Origin of the sequence: Inquilinus sp. CA228 (assembly GCF_052078665.1) — a bacterium.
GTDB lineage: Bacteria > Pseudomonadota > Alphaproteobacteria > DSM-16000 > Inquilinaceae > Inquilinus.
In genome coordinates, this window is sequence record NZ_JBQJIK010000089.1 from 17,711 (window position 1) to 32,601 (window position 14,891).

At 70.5% G+C, this 14,891-nt stretch carries 20 protein-coding genes; 12 read left to right on the top strand and 8 right to left on the bottom strand.

Features of this window, described 5'->3' with window-relative positions; genetic code table 11:
* Window positions 1–64: 64 nt before the first annotated feature.
* The 4 genes from ACTOWL_RS32190 to ACTOWL_RS32205 form a co-directional block, all read right to left on the bottom strand.
* Entirely contained in the window at window positions 65–577 is a 513-nt protein-coding gene (locus ACTOWL_RS32190; protein ID WP_441325380.1) for a TPM domain-containing protein, read from the bottom strand.
* Window positions 558–1,481, bottom strand: a complete 924-nt coding sequence (locus ACTOWL_RS32195; RefSeq protein ID WP_441325381.1) for a TPM domain-containing protein — start codon at window positions 1,479–1,481, stop codon at window positions 558–560. Before ACTOWL_RS32195 ends, ACTOWL_RS32190 begins: the two co-directional genes overlap by 20 nt.
* Before the next feature lie 2 nt (window positions 1,482–1,483).
* Entirely contained in the window at window positions 1,484–2,104 is a 621-nt protein-coding gene (locus ACTOWL_RS32200; RefSeq protein WP_441325382.1) for a LemA family protein, read from the bottom strand.
* Window positions 2,105–2,256: 152 nt separating this feature from the next.
* A complete protein-coding gene (locus tag ACTOWL_RS32205; RefSeq protein ID WP_441325383.1) occupies window positions 2,257–3,126 on the bottom strand; it encodes a LysR substrate-binding domain-containing protein in 870 nt (289 codons plus the stop codon).
* Window positions 3,127–3,227: 101 nt separating this feature from the next.
* Here ACTOWL_RS32205 and ACTOWL_RS32210 point away from each other — a divergent pair, with 101 nt between their 5' ends.
* The 6 genes from ACTOWL_RS32210 to ACTOWL_RS32235 all read left to right on the top strand — a co-directional run bounded on the left by ACTOWL_RS32210 (window position 3,228) and on the right by ACTOWL_RS32235 (window position 6,410).
* Window positions 3,228–4,136 (top strand): DMT family transporter, encoded by a 909-nt coding sequence (locus ACTOWL_RS32210; protein ID WP_441325384.1) that lies wholly within the window; start codon window positions 3,228–3,230, stop codon window positions 4,134–4,136.
* Between the two features lie 66 nt (window positions 4,137–4,202).
* Window positions 4,203–4,541 carry a hypothetical protein gene (locus tag ACTOWL_RS32215; RefSeq protein WP_441325385.1) on the top strand — a complete coding sequence of 113 codons (339 nt, stop codon included), beginning with the start codon at window positions 4,203–4,205 and terminating at the stop codon, window positions 4,539–4,541.
* A gap of 35 nt (window positions 4,542–4,576) precedes the next feature.
* Window positions 4,577–5,065: a cupin domain-containing protein gene (locus tag ACTOWL_RS32220; RefSeq protein WP_441325386.1), complete on the top strand. Its 489-nt coding sequence runs from the start codon at window positions 4,577–4,579 to the stop codon at window positions 5,063–5,065.
* Window positions 5,066–5,111: 46 nt separating this feature from the next.
* Complete coding sequence (locus tag ACTOWL_RS32225; protein WP_441325399.1) at window positions 5,112–5,405, top strand: DUF3303 domain-containing protein; 294 nt, start codon at window positions 5,112–5,114, stop codon at window positions 5,403–5,405.
* Window positions 5,406–5,415: 10 nt separating this feature from the next.
* A complete protein-coding gene (locus ACTOWL_RS32230; protein WP_441325387.1) occupies window positions 5,416–6,219 on the top strand; it encodes an MBL fold metallo-hydrolase in 804 nt (267 codons plus the stop codon).
* A gap of 62 nt (window positions 6,220–6,281) precedes the next feature.
* Entirely contained in the window at window positions 6,282–6,410 is a 129-nt protein-coding gene (locus ACTOWL_RS32235) for a hypothetical protein (protein WP_441325388.1), read from the top strand.
* Here the strand turns inward: ACTOWL_RS32235 and ACTOWL_RS32240 are convergent.
* Window positions 6,407–7,837, bottom strand: coding sequence for a multicopper oxidase family protein (locus tag ACTOWL_RS32240; protein ID WP_441325389.1), 1,431 nt, complete (start codon window positions 7,835–7,837; stop codon window positions 6,407–6,409). The genes ACTOWL_RS32235 and ACTOWL_RS32240 overlap by 4 nt on opposite strands.
* A gap of 138 nt (window positions 7,838–7,975) precedes the next feature.
* Between ACTOWL_RS32240 and ACTOWL_RS32245 the strand changes: the two genes are divergently transcribed.
* Window positions 7,976–8,248 (top strand): I78 family peptidase inhibitor, encoded by a 273-nt coding sequence (locus tag ACTOWL_RS32245; protein WP_441325390.1) that lies wholly within the window; start codon window positions 7,976–7,978, stop codon window positions 8,246–8,248.
* Here ACTOWL_RS32245 and ACTOWL_RS32250 read toward each other — a convergent pair.
* A complete protein-coding gene (locus ACTOWL_RS32250) occupies window positions 8,245–8,865 on the bottom strand; it encodes a CGNR zinc finger domain-containing protein (protein ID WP_441325391.1) in 621 nt (206 codons plus the stop codon). The genes ACTOWL_RS32245 and ACTOWL_RS32250 overlap by 4 nt on opposite strands.
* Before the next feature lie 76 nt (window positions 8,866–8,941).
* Here ACTOWL_RS32250 and ACTOWL_RS32255 point away from each other — a divergent pair, with 76 nt between their 5' ends.
* The 5 genes from ACTOWL_RS32255 (at window position 8,942) to ACTOWL_RS32275 (ending at window position 11,874) form a co-directional block, all read left to right on the top strand.
* Window positions 8,942–9,541: a GNAT family N-acetyltransferase gene (locus ACTOWL_RS32255; RefSeq protein WP_441325392.1), complete on the top strand. Its 600-nt coding sequence runs from the start codon at window positions 8,942–8,944 to the stop codon at window positions 9,539–9,541.
* Entirely contained in the window at window positions 9,538–9,852 is a 315-nt protein-coding gene (locus ACTOWL_RS32260) for a hypothetical protein (RefSeq protein ID WP_441325393.1), read from the top strand. The genes ACTOWL_RS32255 and ACTOWL_RS32260 overlap by 4 nt, the downstream gene beginning before the upstream one ends.
* A 34-nt stretch (window positions 9,853–9,886) precedes the next feature.
* A complete protein-coding gene (locus ACTOWL_RS32265; protein ID WP_441325394.1) occupies window positions 9,887–10,453 on the top strand; it encodes a hypothetical protein in 567 nt (188 codons plus the stop codon).
* A gap of 90 nt (window positions 10,454–10,543) precedes the next feature.
* Window positions 10,544–10,957: a VOC family protein gene (locus ACTOWL_RS32270; RefSeq protein WP_441325395.1), complete on the top strand. Its 414-nt coding sequence runs from the start codon at window positions 10,544–10,546 to the stop codon at window positions 10,955–10,957.
* On the top strand, window positions 10,954–11,874 hold the full coding sequence (locus ACTOWL_RS32275; protein WP_441325396.1) for a hypothetical protein: 921 nt from the start codon (window positions 10,954–10,956) through the stop codon (window positions 11,872–11,874). Before ACTOWL_RS32270 ends, ACTOWL_RS32275 begins: the two co-directional genes overlap by 4 nt.
* Before the next feature lie 6 nt (window positions 11,875–11,880).
* Here the strand turns inward: ACTOWL_RS32275 and ACTOWL_RS32280 are convergent, their stop codons facing one another.
* Window positions 11,881–13,464 (bottom strand): pentapeptide repeat-containing protein, encoded by a 1,584-nt coding sequence (locus tag ACTOWL_RS32280; RefSeq protein ID WP_441325397.1) that lies wholly within the window; start codon window positions 13,462–13,464, stop codon window positions 11,881–11,883.
* A 377-nt stretch (window positions 13,465–13,841) separates the two neighbouring features.
* Window positions 13,842–14,648 (bottom strand): hypothetical protein, encoded by an 807-nt coding sequence (locus ACTOWL_RS32285; RefSeq protein WP_441325398.1) that lies wholly within the window; start codon window positions 14,646–14,648, stop codon window positions 13,842–13,844.
* Window positions 14,649–14,891 lie beyond the last annotated feature (243 nt).

Sequence of the window (14,891 nt, forward strand, 5' to 3'; positions counted from 1 at the left end):
ATAGGCCGGGCGTATCATAGGCGGTGCGGCTTTCACAAGCGCCGTTGCACGAACCTGTCATCCTTCACAGGATCACCGGCCCATCCGGCAGCTCCTCGGGATTGGCCTCGCCGGGCGTCGCCGGCCAGGCCCGCAGCAGCTCGGCATCGATCGCGGCCAGCGCTTCCAGCACGCCCTCCTCGTACTGCCCGGCCTGGAACCGGTCGCGCAGGGCGGCGCAGATCCGCGGCCACACTGCGTCGTCGACCCGGGCGGTGACGCCGCGGTCGGCGACGATCTCGATCTTGTGGTCGGCCAGCAGCAGGTACAGCAGCACGCCGGTGGCCTGCGCCGTGTCCCAGACCCGGAGCCGGCCGAACACCTCCAGCGCCCGTGTCCGGCTGTCGCGCAGATGTGGCGGGGCCGCGGCCTCGACCGCGACCACGATCTCGCCCAGGTGCCGGCGCTCGGCCCCGCGGATCGCCTCGTGCAGCCGGGCCATCACCGCCGGCCCGAAACGCCGGTGCAGCAGGCGCTGGCCGTGCCATTCGGCGACCGGGCGCAGCCGCCGGAGGATTTCACCAGCTCGCTGACGCACCGCCGCCTCCACTCGATCCGCCGCCGCCGCTGAAGCCGCCGCCGCCCGAGCCACCACCCGAGCCGCCTCGCGATCCGCCGCCGAAGCCTCCTCCCCCGAATCCACCACCGAAGCCTCCCGACCCGCGGCGGGTGCTGTAGCCGCCGCCCGGCCCGCCGAAGCTGCCGCCAATGCCGCCCAGGATCACCGCGCCGATGGCGCAGAACGCGCCGAAGAAGATCATGCCGGACAGGCCCCAGCCGAGCCCGCCGGCGACCAGCGCGCTGCCGCCGGCCGGCACCGGCATCGGCAGCCCGATGCCGCGCAGCGCGGCACGGACCGCGGCGCCGACCAGGATTGCCAGGATGACGATCTGGAACATGTCCTGCGGCGCCTCGCTCCGGCTCTCCGGCGGGGGCGGCGGCAGCGGCTCGCCGTCGATCAGCCGGATCAGGCTGTCGACCGCGTTCCCGATGCCGCCGGCGAAGTCGCCCTGGCGGAAGGCGGGGACCAGCTGCTCGCGCGCGATCCGGCCGGCGGCGATGTCCGGGATCGCGCCCTCCAGCCCGTAGCCGGGCTCGATCCGCGCCCTGCGGTCGCCCTTGGCGACCAGCACCAGCACGCCGTCGTCGACGCCCTGGCGGCCCAGCCGCCATTGGTCGTACACCCGCCTTGCATATTGCTCGATCGTGTCGGCGCCGGTGGTCGGCACGATCAGGATGGCGATCTCCGCGCCCTTGCGCCGCTGCACCTCGGCCAGCCTGTCCTCCAGCGCCTGCCGCTCGGCGGCGGACAGGGTGCCGGTCAGGTCGGTCACGCGGTCGCTCAGCTGCGGCACTGCGACCGGCTGCTGGGCCGCGGCCGTGGCGACGGCCAGGATCAGCAGCCAGCCCGCCAGGGCCAGCCGGTGCAGCATCGCGGCCATGCTCAGGGCTTAGGCGCCGGCGAAGTCCCGAAATCGACCTTGGGCGCGGTCGAGATCGCGGCCTCGTTCTCGACGCTGAAATTCGGCTTGGCGCTGAAGCCGAGCACGCCGGCGATCAGGGTGCCGGGGAAGCGGCGGACGCTGACATTGTACTCCTGCACCGCCTGGATCAAGCGGTTGCGGGCCGTGGCGATCCGGTTCTCGGTGCCCTCCAGCTGGGTCATCAGGTCCTGGAACAGGGCGTCGGACTTCAACTGCGGATAGTTCTCCGTCACCACCAGCAGCCGCGACAGGGCCGAGGACAGCTCGCCCTGCGCCGCCTGGAATTTCTGCAGCGCCGCCGGGTCGTTCAGCGTCTCCGGCGTCACCTGGATGCTGCCGACCCTGGCCCGGGCCTCGGTCACCTGGGTCAGCACGTCCTTCTCCTGGTTGGCGTAGCCCTGCACGGTCTTGACCAGGTTCGGCACCAGGTCGGCCCGGCGCTGGTACTGGTTCAGCACCTCGGACCAGGCGGCCTTGACGTTCTCGTCGCCGGCCAGGAAGCGGTTGTAGGCGCTGCCGCCCCAGATCGCGACCAGCACGACCAGGACGACGACCACGATCAGTCCGGTGAAACGACGCATCCGATCCCCCTCGATCAGCGGAGCGAGCCCGCGGATTGCATCATCAACCCGCAACGGGGACAATCGTGCCTTGGGACCAAGGGACTGGCTTCCCATCAAGGAGTCCCGAATCGCTGCGTTTCGCAACAGGAAATCGGTGCAGGGACCGGCTCTCAGGCCGCGATGGCTTCGGGCCGGCCGACGGCGTTGTGGATCTGCTCGGCCAGCCGGGTCACGGCCGGAGTCCGTGGCCGGGCGCCCCAGGCCAGCGCGATCTCCAGCGCCGGCAGGGGCGGCAGCCGGTCGCGTTCGCCCAGCACCCGCATCCCGTCCGGCAAGCTGCAAGCCACCACCACCGCCACGGCCAGCCCGGCGCGGACCACGGCCAGGAGGCCGACCAGGCTGGGGCTGGAATAGGCGATGCGGTAGGGCCGCTGCGTCGCCGCCAGCGCCTGCAGCGTGACGTCGCGGGCGACGCAGCCCGGCTCGTACAGCGCCACCGGCAGCGGCTCCTCCCGCTGCGGGTCGTGGTCCGGCGAGCCGAACCAGACCAGCGGCTCGCGCCGCAGCAGCTCGCCGTCGCGGCCCGGCCCGCGGGTGATCACCGCCAGGTCGATCTCGCCGGCGGCCAGGCGCCGGTCCAGGAAGGTGGTCTGCTCGCAGATCAGTTCGACCTCGACCTGGGGATGGCTGGCGGCGAAGCGCGACAGGATCGGCGGCAGCAGCGAATAGGCGTAGTCGTCGGGGATGCCGAGCTGGACCCGGCCGCGCAGGTCGGGCTCGACCAGCGCCGCCCAGGCCTCCTCCTCCAGCCGCAGCATGCGCCGGGCGTGGCCCAGCAGGCTCTCGCCGGCCGGAGTCAGCCGCACCTGCCGGCTGCTGCGGTCGAACAGCCGCTTGCCGACCGCCTCCTCCAGCCGCCGCACCTGCATGCTGACCGCCGATTGGGTGCGCCCGACCCGCGACGCGGCCAGGCTGAAGCTGCCGCCCTCGGCGATCGCCACCAGGGTGCGCAGCACGTCGAGATCGAGACGTCTGTCCATGCCGCAAACATAAATCAAATTGATCGATGGTTTCAAATCTATTCGTTTGATTGAAGTCCGGTACGCGCCCAGCTTTCCTCCACCGGATTTGGGAGGCGACCATGGGCGGTGTCGAGGCGGCGGCGGAGCGGCGGACGGGGATTCTGCAGCTCGCTCTGGGCATGGCGGTGGTCGGCACCGTCGGCGTGTTCATGGAGGAATCGGGGCAGGGGCCGATCAACGCGGTGTTCTTCCGCTGCGTCTTCGGGGCGCTGGTCCTGTTGGCCTTCTGCGCCGCCCGCGGCTGGCTGCGCGACCTGCGCCTGGCGCCGCGGCAATGGGCGCTGATCCTGTTCGGCGGACTCTGCATCGTGCTGAACTGGGTCGCGTTCTTCGCCGCGATCCGCCACACCTCGATCGCCTTCGCCACCATCGTCTACCACGTCCAGCCCTTCTGGGTGGTGCTGTCGGGGGCGGTGCTGTTCGGCGAGCGGATCAGCGGCCAGAAGCTGGGCTGGATCGGCATCGCCTTCGCCGGGCTGGCGCTGGCCACCGGCATCGGCGGCGAGGGGGCGGAGCCGGGGCGGCTGCTGGGCGCCGGCCTGGCCGTGCTGGCCTCGCTGCTCTACACCGGCACGGTGCTGTCGACCAAGGCGCTGCGCGGGGTGCGGCCGCATCTGACCGCGATGATCCACGCCACCACCGGCGTCGTGCTGCTGGCGCCCTTCGTCGGCATCGCGGATCTGCCCGCGTCGCCCGGCCCCTGGGGCTGGCTGGCCGGGCTCGGCATCGTCCACACCGGCTTGGTCTACGTCTTGATGTATGCCGCCTATCCGAAGCTGCCGACGCCGGTGATCGCCGTGCTGGCCTTCGTCTACCCGGCCTCGGCGATCCTCAGCGACTGGCTGGTCTACGGCCATCAGCTCGCGCTGGGCCAGGCCGCCGGGATGGGGCTGATCGCCCTGGCCAGCCTGGCGGTGACCCTCGGCTGGCGGCTGTGGCCGGCGCGGCGGGTGGTGCCGGCGGGGTAGGGGCGGGAGCCTGCGGCCCTCGCGTCGCACTTGACGTCGCCCTGGTCCGAGTTCATGATATGTTCCATGAGCAGGATCAAACCGCCTTTCACCGACTTCGTCATCGCGACCGATCCGGAGCTGGTCCGGCTCGAACGACAGATTCGGATACTGCAGGAGGTGGCCGAGATCGACATGGCGGCGGCAGAGGCGCTGTCCAAGGATCCTGCCAGACTTTTGGAGACGGCGGACAGCTTCCTGCGCCTCGCCGAGGAGGTGACCCGGGCGATCGCCCAGGCCCACAGGCTGCGCGAGCGGTATCGCCATCGGCGCCAGAAGCTCGAGGCCGAGCGGGCTCGGCGGCTCGCCCACGCCCGCGCCGCATTCCTGGCCGCCGGCTCGCCGCCGGCGGGCACGCGGCACTAGACTGGCCTCTCCGCCGGGCAAGCAGGGAGGCCGCCATGACCGACTCGCCATCCTCGATCAATGCTGACGGCGTCTCAGAGCCGTTCTCCGTCGAGCGGGTGCCATGGGAGGAATTCGAGCGCGGCAAGCTGGGCAGCCGGTTCCGGGTGCTCAGCAAGTTCGGCGGCGGCAGCCATGTCGGCGTGGCCTATGAGGAGTTGCCGCCCGGCAAGCAGTCCAACATCCTGCACTACCATCTGCTGGAGGAGGAGCATGTCTTCATCCTGGAGGGCGAGCTGACGCTGCGCCTCGGCGACCGCGCCTATCCGATGAAGCCCGGCGACTATGTCTGCTTCCCGGCGGGGCAGAAGGTCGGGCACTGCCTGGTCAACCACACCGACCGGCCCTGCCGCTACATCGTGATCGGCGAGAACAACCCGCATGACGTCGCGGTCTTTCCGGAGACCGGCCGCGTCAGCGTGCGGCTGACCGGCGAGGGCTATCGCAAGTCGGCGGTGATGGATTATTGGGAAGGCACGGACTGAATCCGCAGGCGCCGGACAATGGCGGGGAGGTCGGGCTGTGCTGTTCATGATCATCGAGCGTTTCGCCAACCGCGACCCGGTGGCGGCCTACCGCCATCTGCGCGACGCCGGGCGCGGCCTGCCCGAGGGGCTGACCTATATCGACAGCTGGGTCGAGTCGAATTGCGACCGCTGCTTCCAGCTGATGGAATGCGACGACCTCGCCTTGCTGCAGCAATGGATCCTGCACTGGCGCGGCACCGGGGTCAGCTTCGAGATCGTGCCGGTGCTGCGCAGCGCCGAGACCCGCGCCGTGGTGACGCCGCTGCTCGACCCGCCGGCCACCGGCCCGATCTCCTGAGAGAAGTCCCATGACCAGATTCGACCTGCCCGTGGCCGCCGAATGGTTCCGCAAGCGCGACCTGGGCGGCGGGCTGACGCTGATCGTCGAGCCGCACACCGATGTGCTGATGCGGGCCAACATCTGGCATCTGCGCGGCCGCGACCGCGACCTGCTGGTCGATGGCGGCCTCGGCGTGGCGCCGCTGCGGCCGGCCTTCCCTGAGTTGTTCGAAGGACGGCAGACGATCGCGCTGGCCACCCACACCCATGCCGACCATATCGGCGCGATCTACGAGTTCGAGCAGCGCTGGGTGCACCCGCTCGAGGCCGAGGCACTGGCCCGACCGCGGCCCGGCACGCTGATCTCCGACCAGATCCCGGCGGAGGCGCGGCGGCGCTTCCTGGACGCCGACTACCCGCCGCTTGGTCCGGCCCTGGTCACCGCGGTGCCCCATGCCGGCTACGACCTTCGAAGCTACGCCCTGCAGGGCGCCGAGCCGACCCGGCGGATCGAGGCGGGGGAGGTAGTGGATCTCGGCGACCGGCGCTTCCGGGTGCTGCATGTGCCCGGCCATTCGCCCGGCAGCATCGCCCTGTTCGAAGACGCGACCGGTACGCTGTTCGCCGGCGACGTGATCTATGATGGCCCGCTGCTATATCGCGGCCCGGGCATGGACATCGGCGACTATGTCCGCTCCTTTGCCCTGCTGCGGTCGCTGCCGGTGACGGTGGTCCATGCCGGCCATGACGACAGCTTCGGCAAGACCGGGCTGGACGCCATCATCGATGCCTATCTGGCGCGCTGGCGGACCGAGGGGCTGATCGAGGGCTGACCGCCCGCCGGAACAGTCCGGTGCCACGCCCCGTTTGCCCCGGGGGAGCAGACGAGGGATGCATGGCGGACAAGTGGGCGCGTCAGCGCCAGATCATCCTACGCAGCCTGGCCCGGCGGCTGCTCTTCCTCGCCGGGATTGTCGTCCTCGCCCTCGTCATCGTGCTGGTGCGGTTCGGGCCCTGGGGCTAGCCAATCCCCTCGTACTCCACCGTCGTCATCATGCCGCTCTCCATGTGGTACAGGTGGTGGCAGTGGAAGGCCCAGCGGCCGGGGTTGTCGGCGTCGAAGGCGACGGTCACGGTCTTCCCCGGCGGCACCAGCACCGTGTCGCGCCGGGCGCCGGACAGGGCCTCCCCATCGATCGCCACCACCTGGAAGTGATGGCCGTGCAGATGCATCGGATGGGCCATCATCGACGGGTTGGTCATGGCGATCGCCACCCGCTCGCCGCGCCGCACCGCCAGCGGCGTGTCCTGGCCATGCACCTTGCCGTTGAGGGTCCAGACATAGCTCGCCATGTCGCCGGCCAGCACCACCGGGATGGTCCGGTCGATCGCGCGAGCGCCCAGTGGTTCCGCCGCCGTCAGCCGCGCTTCCAGGGCCAGGTCCAGCGGCGCCGACTTGTCCTCGCCGAGATCGGCGATGCGGGAAATCGCGGCGCCGGGGGCGGCCAGCACCAGCCCGGTGCGCTGCCGGTCGCCCTCGCGCAGCGCCAGCACCGGCAGCGCCCGGCCGGCCGGGACGGTCAGCCGGATGTCCAGCCGCTGGGCGATGGCGATCGGGAAGCGCGTTCCGGTGACCGACACCACCGGCATGCCGTCGACCGCCACCAGCGTGCCTTCGGCCGCGCCGAGATCGATGTGGAAATTGGTCGCCGCCGCGCCGTTGATGACGCGCAGCCGCACCTGGCCGCCGCGCTCGACCCGCACCACCTCCGGGTCCGCCAGGGTCCGGTCATTGGCCAGATAGGCGTCGTATTCGACGTCGTTCAGGTCCATGCCGCCCCCCATGCCCGGCATGTCGTGCTGCACCATCGGCTGCATCGTGCCGTGGCCGCTGTGGTCCATGCCGGCCATGCCCTGGCTGCCGCGCAGCCCGGCCATGATCTCGGCCGGGGCGCGGAAGCTGAAATCATGCAGCATCAGCACCACCTCCTGCTCGTCGCGCCCGGCCTCGGCCGGGTCGGCGACGATCAGCGGCGCCGCCAGCAGGTTCTGCTCCTGCAGCCCGAGATGGGAGTGCATCCAGTTGGTGCCCGGCCGGGCCAGCGGGAAGTCGTAGTCGAAGCCGGCGCCGGCCGGCAGCGGGTCCTGGGTCACGCCCGGCACGCCGTCCTGGCGCCAGGGCGGGGTCAGCCCGTGCCAGTGCACCAGCGACGGCTCCTGGAGCGCATTGGTCAGCCGCAGCCGGAAATCCTCGCCGGCGACGGCGCGCAGGCCCTGGCCGCCATCCGGTCGGATGATGCCGAACACGGTGGCCGGCCGGCCGGCGACGTCGAGGCTGCGGGTGGCGATGGTCAGCTCGGCCGGGTGGGAGGCGCGGGCGATCCGGGGCAGGGCGCCGGCCAGCACGACACTGGCGGCGGTACCGGACAGGAAGCGGCGGCGGGTGATCACGATCGAATCCTCGACTTGGCGGCGTCGACCGCAGCCTGAAGCTTCCCCCTGCCGGAAGGTAAACCGCGTCACGACGTCGCCTTTTTTGTCGACGATCAGGGGGCAAGCCACCCTCGGCCGAAACCCACGGAGCACGCCATGAGCACCGAATCCTCCCGCCGCCATCTCCTCGGCCTCGCCGTGGCCGGTGCCGCCGGCGGCCTCGCCGCCGCCTGCGCCCGCAGCCAGGCCGCCACTCCGGGCGCCATCGAGCCGCAGCCCGCCGTCTCCCAGGCCGAGCTCGACAAGCTGAAAGGGCTGGCCCTGCGGGTGGTCCGCCCGGGCGAGGCGGTGACCATGGACTTCCGCGCCGACCGGCTGACCGTGGAGGTCGACGGCAGCGGCCAGATCCTGCGGGCTTCGATCGGCTAGGAAACGCGATTCCGCTCGTAGTGCCGGCGCGCCTTGTTGCGGTTGCCGCAATCGGCCATCGAGCACCAGCGCCGGCTGCGGTTGCGCGAGGTGTCCAGGAACACCCAGGCACAGTCGGGGTCGGAGCAGCTGCCGACCCGCTCGGCGCGGCCGGAGACCAGCAGCTCGGCCGCGTCCCACACCACCGGCCACAGCGGCTGCTCCAGCGGGTCGGACTCGGACAAGGTCCAGGCGAAGCCGGTCTTGATCGGCGCCAGGCCGGTCCGGGTCGGGGCCCGGGCCAGCACGGCGTTCAGCACCGCGAGATCGTCCGGTGAGGCCGCGGCCGGCGCCGTCAGGATCCGGCCCAGCGCGCCGCGCAGGCCCAGCGCCGTCGCCAGCACCGCGGCCGCGGCCGCGGGGCGCTGCGCCGCCTCCTGCGCCAGCCGCCTGGCCCCGGCCCGGTCGACGATGCCGAGATGGCCAGCCCAGAGGGCGAGCTCGCCATAGCCGGTCAGCCGCTCGCCGCGCTGCGGAACGTCGCCGCGCCACATCTCGGTGTTGACGAAGTCGAGGCTGAGCGAGCCGCCGATCCGCTTCGGCGGCCGCACCGCGTAGGAGGGGGCCTGGGTCTGCATCGCCTCACCATCCTATCGGTTGACTTGGCCGGGGCAAGCCCGGCATCGTCGGATCAACCGGTTCAGGGGTTAGAATATGCCGACAGCCGACTGCGACGGGACGCTTGAATGCCGGCCGGTGGCGCCGGAGCGGCTTGGCGATGTCGAGACCGTGTTCGCCGGCTGCGCCGATGCCGGCCGCTGCTGGTGCGCCTTCTGGCGCCGGAAGCGGACGGACTTCAACGCCGGCACCCGCGACGGCAGCAACCGCGCCTTGTTCCGCGACCTGGTCGAGGCCGGCGAGACGCCGGGGCTGGTCGGCTATCGCGGCGGCGCTCCGGTCGCCTGGTGCGGCGTCGCCCCGCGGGCGGAGCAGCCGCGCCTGGCTCGGTCGCGCAACCTGGCGCCGGTCGACGGCCTGCCGGTCTGGTCGATCACCTGCTTCGTGACGACCAAGGCGCATCGCCGCACCGGCCTCTTGCGCCCGCTGGTCGCGGCGGCGGCACGGCTGGCGCGGTCGCGCGGCGCCCCGGCGCTCGAGGCCTATCCGATCGACGCGGCGCGGCCGCTGGGATCGGGCGAGATCTACACCGGCGTGCTGCGGCCTTTCCTCGACCTCGGCTTCCGTGAGGTGGCGCGGCGCAGCCCGACCCGGCCAATCGTCCGCCTCGACCTGACCAAGGAGAACTCGACATGATCGCACGGATGTGGCGCGGCCCGGTGCCGAAGGCGAAGAAGGACGCCTATGTCGCCTATCTGCGGGAGACCGGCCTCGGCGACTATGCGACGACGCCGGGCAACCGCGGCGTCTGGCTGCTGTGCCAGGACAAGGGCGATGAGGTGGAGTTCGTGACCCTGACGCTCTGGGAGTCGGTGGAGTCGATCAAGGCCTTCGCCGGCGAGGAATACGGCCGCGCCCGCTACTATCCGCGCGACCGCGACTTCCTGACCCGCTTCGACCCGGAGGTCGAGCATTTCGAGGTGATCGACACCCAGGGAACGCGCTAGGCTCGCGACTCGACACCCGCCATCGGGGTTGCCGATGCTGAGAATATATTGCGACTTCAACGACAGCACCGATGACAACCGGTTCTGGATACTCTGGTATTGTCATCGCCCTCTGCAGGAGCAGGTTGCGGAGCTCGACCTCCGGCACGGCGACCGGGTCATCCTCTACCAGGATGTAGATGATTTCGAGGTCGAGGCTGTTCTCCTGTTTGATCAGGAGCATCAAATATTCCTGGAGCCGACGCTGTGCGCGCGGCCCGATTGGGAGACCTCCCGCGACCTGGGTGCGGCGCGGTCCTCGGCCGATTTGGGCCGCGACGAGTCGGCCCGGAGGCCTGCTTTGCTGACGATCGTGAACATCTTCACCATCTCGGACCGGGGGACGGCGGTCTCGATCGAGGGCTACACCAGCCTGCCGATCAGAACGACCCTCACGGCCAGGGTCCACAGGCCCGACGGCTCGGTGCTGGAAGCGAGAGCGTCCAAGGAATACGCGCTCCGTCGCGACGGAGAGAAGACTTGGGAGGATGAGTGTTTTCTCCTGTACGACGTCGACAAGACGGACGTCCCCGAAGGCAGCACGCTCGCCGTGACGGAGTGAAGGCCGCCTGTCGAAGCCAGATCCGCTCATGCCAGGAAGCGGCGGTGATCGGGGCCGGCTCTTGGCAGACAGAGATAAAGGGGGAGCACCATGCCGTTCCATCAAGGCCGCCTGATCGACCATGTCGAGCTGGCGGTGCGGGACCTGGAGGCGAGCCGGCGATTCTATGACGCCGTGCTGAACGCGATCGGCCGCAGCATCACCTTCGAGGGACCGGGCCTCTTCGCGGCGGACGAGCTGGTCGTCGCTGAGGGAGAGGCGATCAGCCATCTCCACCTGGCGTTCCAGGCTGCAGATCGCGAGACCGTCCACCGTTTCCACGCCGCGGGCCTGGCGGCCGGCGGACGGGACAATGGCGGGCCGGGCGAGCGGCGGCATTACCATCCCGGGTATTACGCCGCCTTCTTGTTGGACCCCGACGGCAACAACATCGAGGCGGTGTACCACGGCCCGACAGAGCGGTCGGCCGACTCGGTCGTCATCAACGATGTGGCCCCGAAATGACCACCGACATCCGTCTGCGCCCGATCGCCGAATCCGAGCTCGCGATCTTTGCCGCCACCGCCACCGACCCGGCCCATGCCGAGGCGGTGCATCGCTACGTCGACGACCTGCTGGCCAAGGGCGCGATGCGCCGGGACTGGTGTTTCCTGGCGGAGTGGAATGGGGCTCCCATCGCCCGCATCGCCTTCTGGACCCTGCCGGGGGCGACGATCCCCAGCGACATCGTCCTGTTCGACCTGCCCTGGGCGGCGCCGGAGGCCGAGGCCTTCGGCGCTTCTATGCTGCGGCGGATGGCGGATCGGGCGCGGGCGCTCGGCGCCTATGCGCTGGGCCATGTGCTCGACACGCCGGTTCAAGCGCCGCAATGGCAGGCCGAGCCGGAGCGGCGCCGCGCGTTGCTGGCCGCCAACGGCTTCGAGATCCGCCGCGAGACGGTCCGGTTCGAGCTCGATCCCGCCACGCCCGTTCCGCCGCCGGCCGATGGCCTGGTGTTCCGGTCAATGGCCGAGGTCGGCGAGGCGGCGTTCCGCGCCGCGACCGAGCGGGTCACGGAGGGCACGCTCGACCGCCGCATCGGCGACGAGGACATCTTCGCCGATGCGCAGGGGCTGCAGCACGAGCCGGGCTGGTGGGAGCTGGCCTATGAGCCCGGCGGCGCCCTGGTCGGGCTGGTGATGCCGGCGCTGGCGCCCAGCATGGCGACGATCGGCTATGTCGGCGTGGTCCCGGAGCGGCGGGGGCGGGGCCATATCCATGCGCTGCTGGCGCGCGGCACGGCGACGCTGGCGCGCCTCGGCCGCTGGCCGGTCAAGGCCGATGCCGACACCCGCAACACGCCGATGGCCGACGCCTTCCGCCGGGCCGGCTGGCGCGAATTCGCCATCCGCACGGAGTTCGAGCGGCCGCTGGCGGGCTGACGCCCTTCAGTTCAGAGGTTGGGGCTCGGCCGTCCCGGCGGTCCTCTCATAGGGGCATTGCTGGTTCAGGGCGATGCCGGTCTCCGCCTCCGGGAAGCAGGCGTCTCCATACCGGCCCGCCTCGATCGGCAGGAACTGCGCCGCGCAGTTCAGGGGCGCGACGGTGTCCGGCAACCCGCTGACATCGCAGATCAGGGCGCCGCCCATCCTGACGCCGGTCAGGTTGGCGCCGTCGAACTTCGCATCGGTCAGGTTGGCGCCGCGGAAATCCGCATTGGTCAGGTCGCTGTTCTCGAAGGTCGCGCCGGTCAGGTCGGCGCGGACGAAGATCGCCCCCCGCAGATCGGTCCGGTCGAACCGGGCCGACCGGAAGAAGCCGTCCGAGAAATCGGCCCCGGAGAAATCGGATCTGCGGCCCTCGGCGGGGCCGGAGCCGGGGACCGAGAAGCTGGCCCTGGGGCCGCAGGCGCCGTTGAATCTGGCGTCCACCCCCTTGGCGCCCAGCAACGTGGCCCGGCTGAGGGTGGCGTGCCGGAAATCCGCCCCGCCGAGCTGCGAATCGTCGAGGCGGGCGTCGTTCAGCATCGCGCACCAGAAATCGGCCCCCTGGGCGTTGGCGGTGACGATCTGGGCCCGGCCCAGCTGCGTCCGCAGATACGGCCGCCGGGGCAGGTTGGGGGAGGCGATGTTCTCGCCGGGTGCAAAATCGGCGCCTGTGAGGGAGGCGTTGGCGAAGCTCGCCCGCGTCAGGTTCGACCCGCCGAAATCGACCTTGTCCAGGCTCGCCTGGTAGAAGTTCGCCAGATACAGCTCGGAGGCCGAGAGATCCGACCCCCGCAGGTCGGACCGAATCAGCTGGGCATAGGCCATCGAGGCGCCGCGGAAATACCCGTCCGACAGGTTGAGGAGCGCCTCCTGCGTATAGGGCTCGCATTTGCGCCGGGCGATGACGGACAGTGCGGCCTGGGTGTCCGCGCCGATCGTCGCCTCCTGCGAGGCCTCCTCCCGCCCCCTGCGGCCCGCATCCGCATCGGACGCCGTCGGCGCGAGATGGGAGGAGACGACGGCATGGGCGGCGATGGCGTCCAGCGCCACCCGGTACAGCTGGTCCTGGGCCGAGCGGGCAGGGGAGGCCGCGTCGGCTGCGGTTCCGCCGGCGGACAGGGGGCGCTGGTTGCCGTCGGGGCACAGCTCGTCCGGGCGGGCCCCGCCCATCAGCTGCGCCAGCGCATGGACGCCGACCAGCCGGGTCGAGATGTTGAAGCTCGCCAGGGCCTCGAAGCCTTGGCTGTACTGCTCCTGGCGGCTGTTCGCGGCGCTCTCGCGGGCGGCCCCGGCCACCTGATCTAGGGTGTAAAGCGCGGCGACGACCAGGATCGGGACGATCAGCAACTGCCCGATGTTGCGGCGGTACCGGTCCGAATCCTCGGTCCGCTCCTTGCGGGTTTCGTATCTGTGCTGCGCCGTCAGCAGCACCGGGCCCAGCATCCAGGCGAGCAAGGCCAGAAGCGCCGCGGCCGCGATCAGCGCGACGGCCAAATTCGGACGGCTGCCCAGATAGGTCTCGGCATTGGCGAGCCAGTTCGTCATGACACCCTCCTGGTTGCCGTCTGATCGGGGATGGCGAGCTCAACCAGGTCAGAGACGAATTGTCGGAGGATTTGGTGCATGATCGTCATTCGTTCGCAACAATAATTTCAGATCTGGTTTGACAAACTATAGAAAAGCCACATTTCGTACTCCGGATCGTTGGTGAAGAATCCTGGATGTCCAATGCAGCCTGCGGCAGGTGACGATCGGGTGACGAACTAATCTTATATCACGGTTGCCGGGCCTTGCATCGCGAAAGAAAAATTCGATTATAGGAAAGTAAATTACAAGTTATCTGTATCGGACACTTGGCGAGGGATGCGGTCAATGGGTTTGTCCCGGCGGAGGGCCGGGCGTTGGAGACCGGCCGCGGCCTTTCAGGGGCGGGCCGTCGCGGCCTTGCGGTCGCGGCCGCGCAGGGCCAGCGTGCCGGCGTTCCACGCCACGCAGGCGGCCAGGGCCAGGCCGAGCGCCGCGGCGGAGCCGAGCGGCGGGGCGGCCAAGTGCAGCAGCGCCAGCGCCGGGATGTATCCGACCATGCCGATCAGGGCGTTGGCGAACACCGCCGCGGTGGCCGGGCCGCCGATGCGCGGATGCAGCAGCAGGGCCAGGCTGCCGGTGACCACCGGGGCCAGGGCGGCGAAGCCGGCCGCCGCCGGCCCTAGGGCGCGGCCGATCAGCAGCACCGCGGCGATCAGCCCGGTCACCGCGGCCGCCCGTGCCGGGATGTCCCAGCGCCGGCCGGCGGCCCGCACCGGCGGCGTCGCCGCCAGGCGCCGCAGCGCGATCGGCAGGCAGGCGGCGAAGACGATCAGGTTCAGCGCCACGGCGCCGGGCAGGGTCCAGTCGACCCGGGAGACCAGGGCCGCCGTCACGGCCCAGCCCAGCAGCCCCAGGGGCAGGCTGACCGCCAGGCTGCGCGAGCGGGCCAGCAGCGAATACAGCGTCAGGAACACCGCGGTCGCGGTGTTGACCGCCAGGCTGGCCACGGCGCTGCCGGCGATGAAGGCGGAATCGTGCTCCAGCGCCAGGAAGACATAGGCCGGGCCGACCGAGATCGGCAGCGTCGCGATCATCGCCCCCAGCACCGGCCCGCTGCGCTCGACCAGCAGCGACGCGGCGACCACGATCCCGGCGGCCAGCGCCAGCTTGGCGGCGAACAGGAGCCAGAACGGGTCGATCACGGCGGCGTCCCTTGGGTGTTGATCGAAGGGCAGAAGTTTTAAGCTGAAAGTCCTATCAAAACTGTCATGCCCGGGCTCACATGGGGAGTTTGGTGTCAAGCGGGTGAAGAGGCTATGGCATGGTGTGTCGCCCTGGTTGAGAGGATTAGGGAGTCCGGAAGGCAGGCCTGAGCCGTGTTGGGGAGACGCGGCCGGCGGTGCGGCCAGGTCCAACTCACATACGGTTGCCCGTTGGAGGGCAGT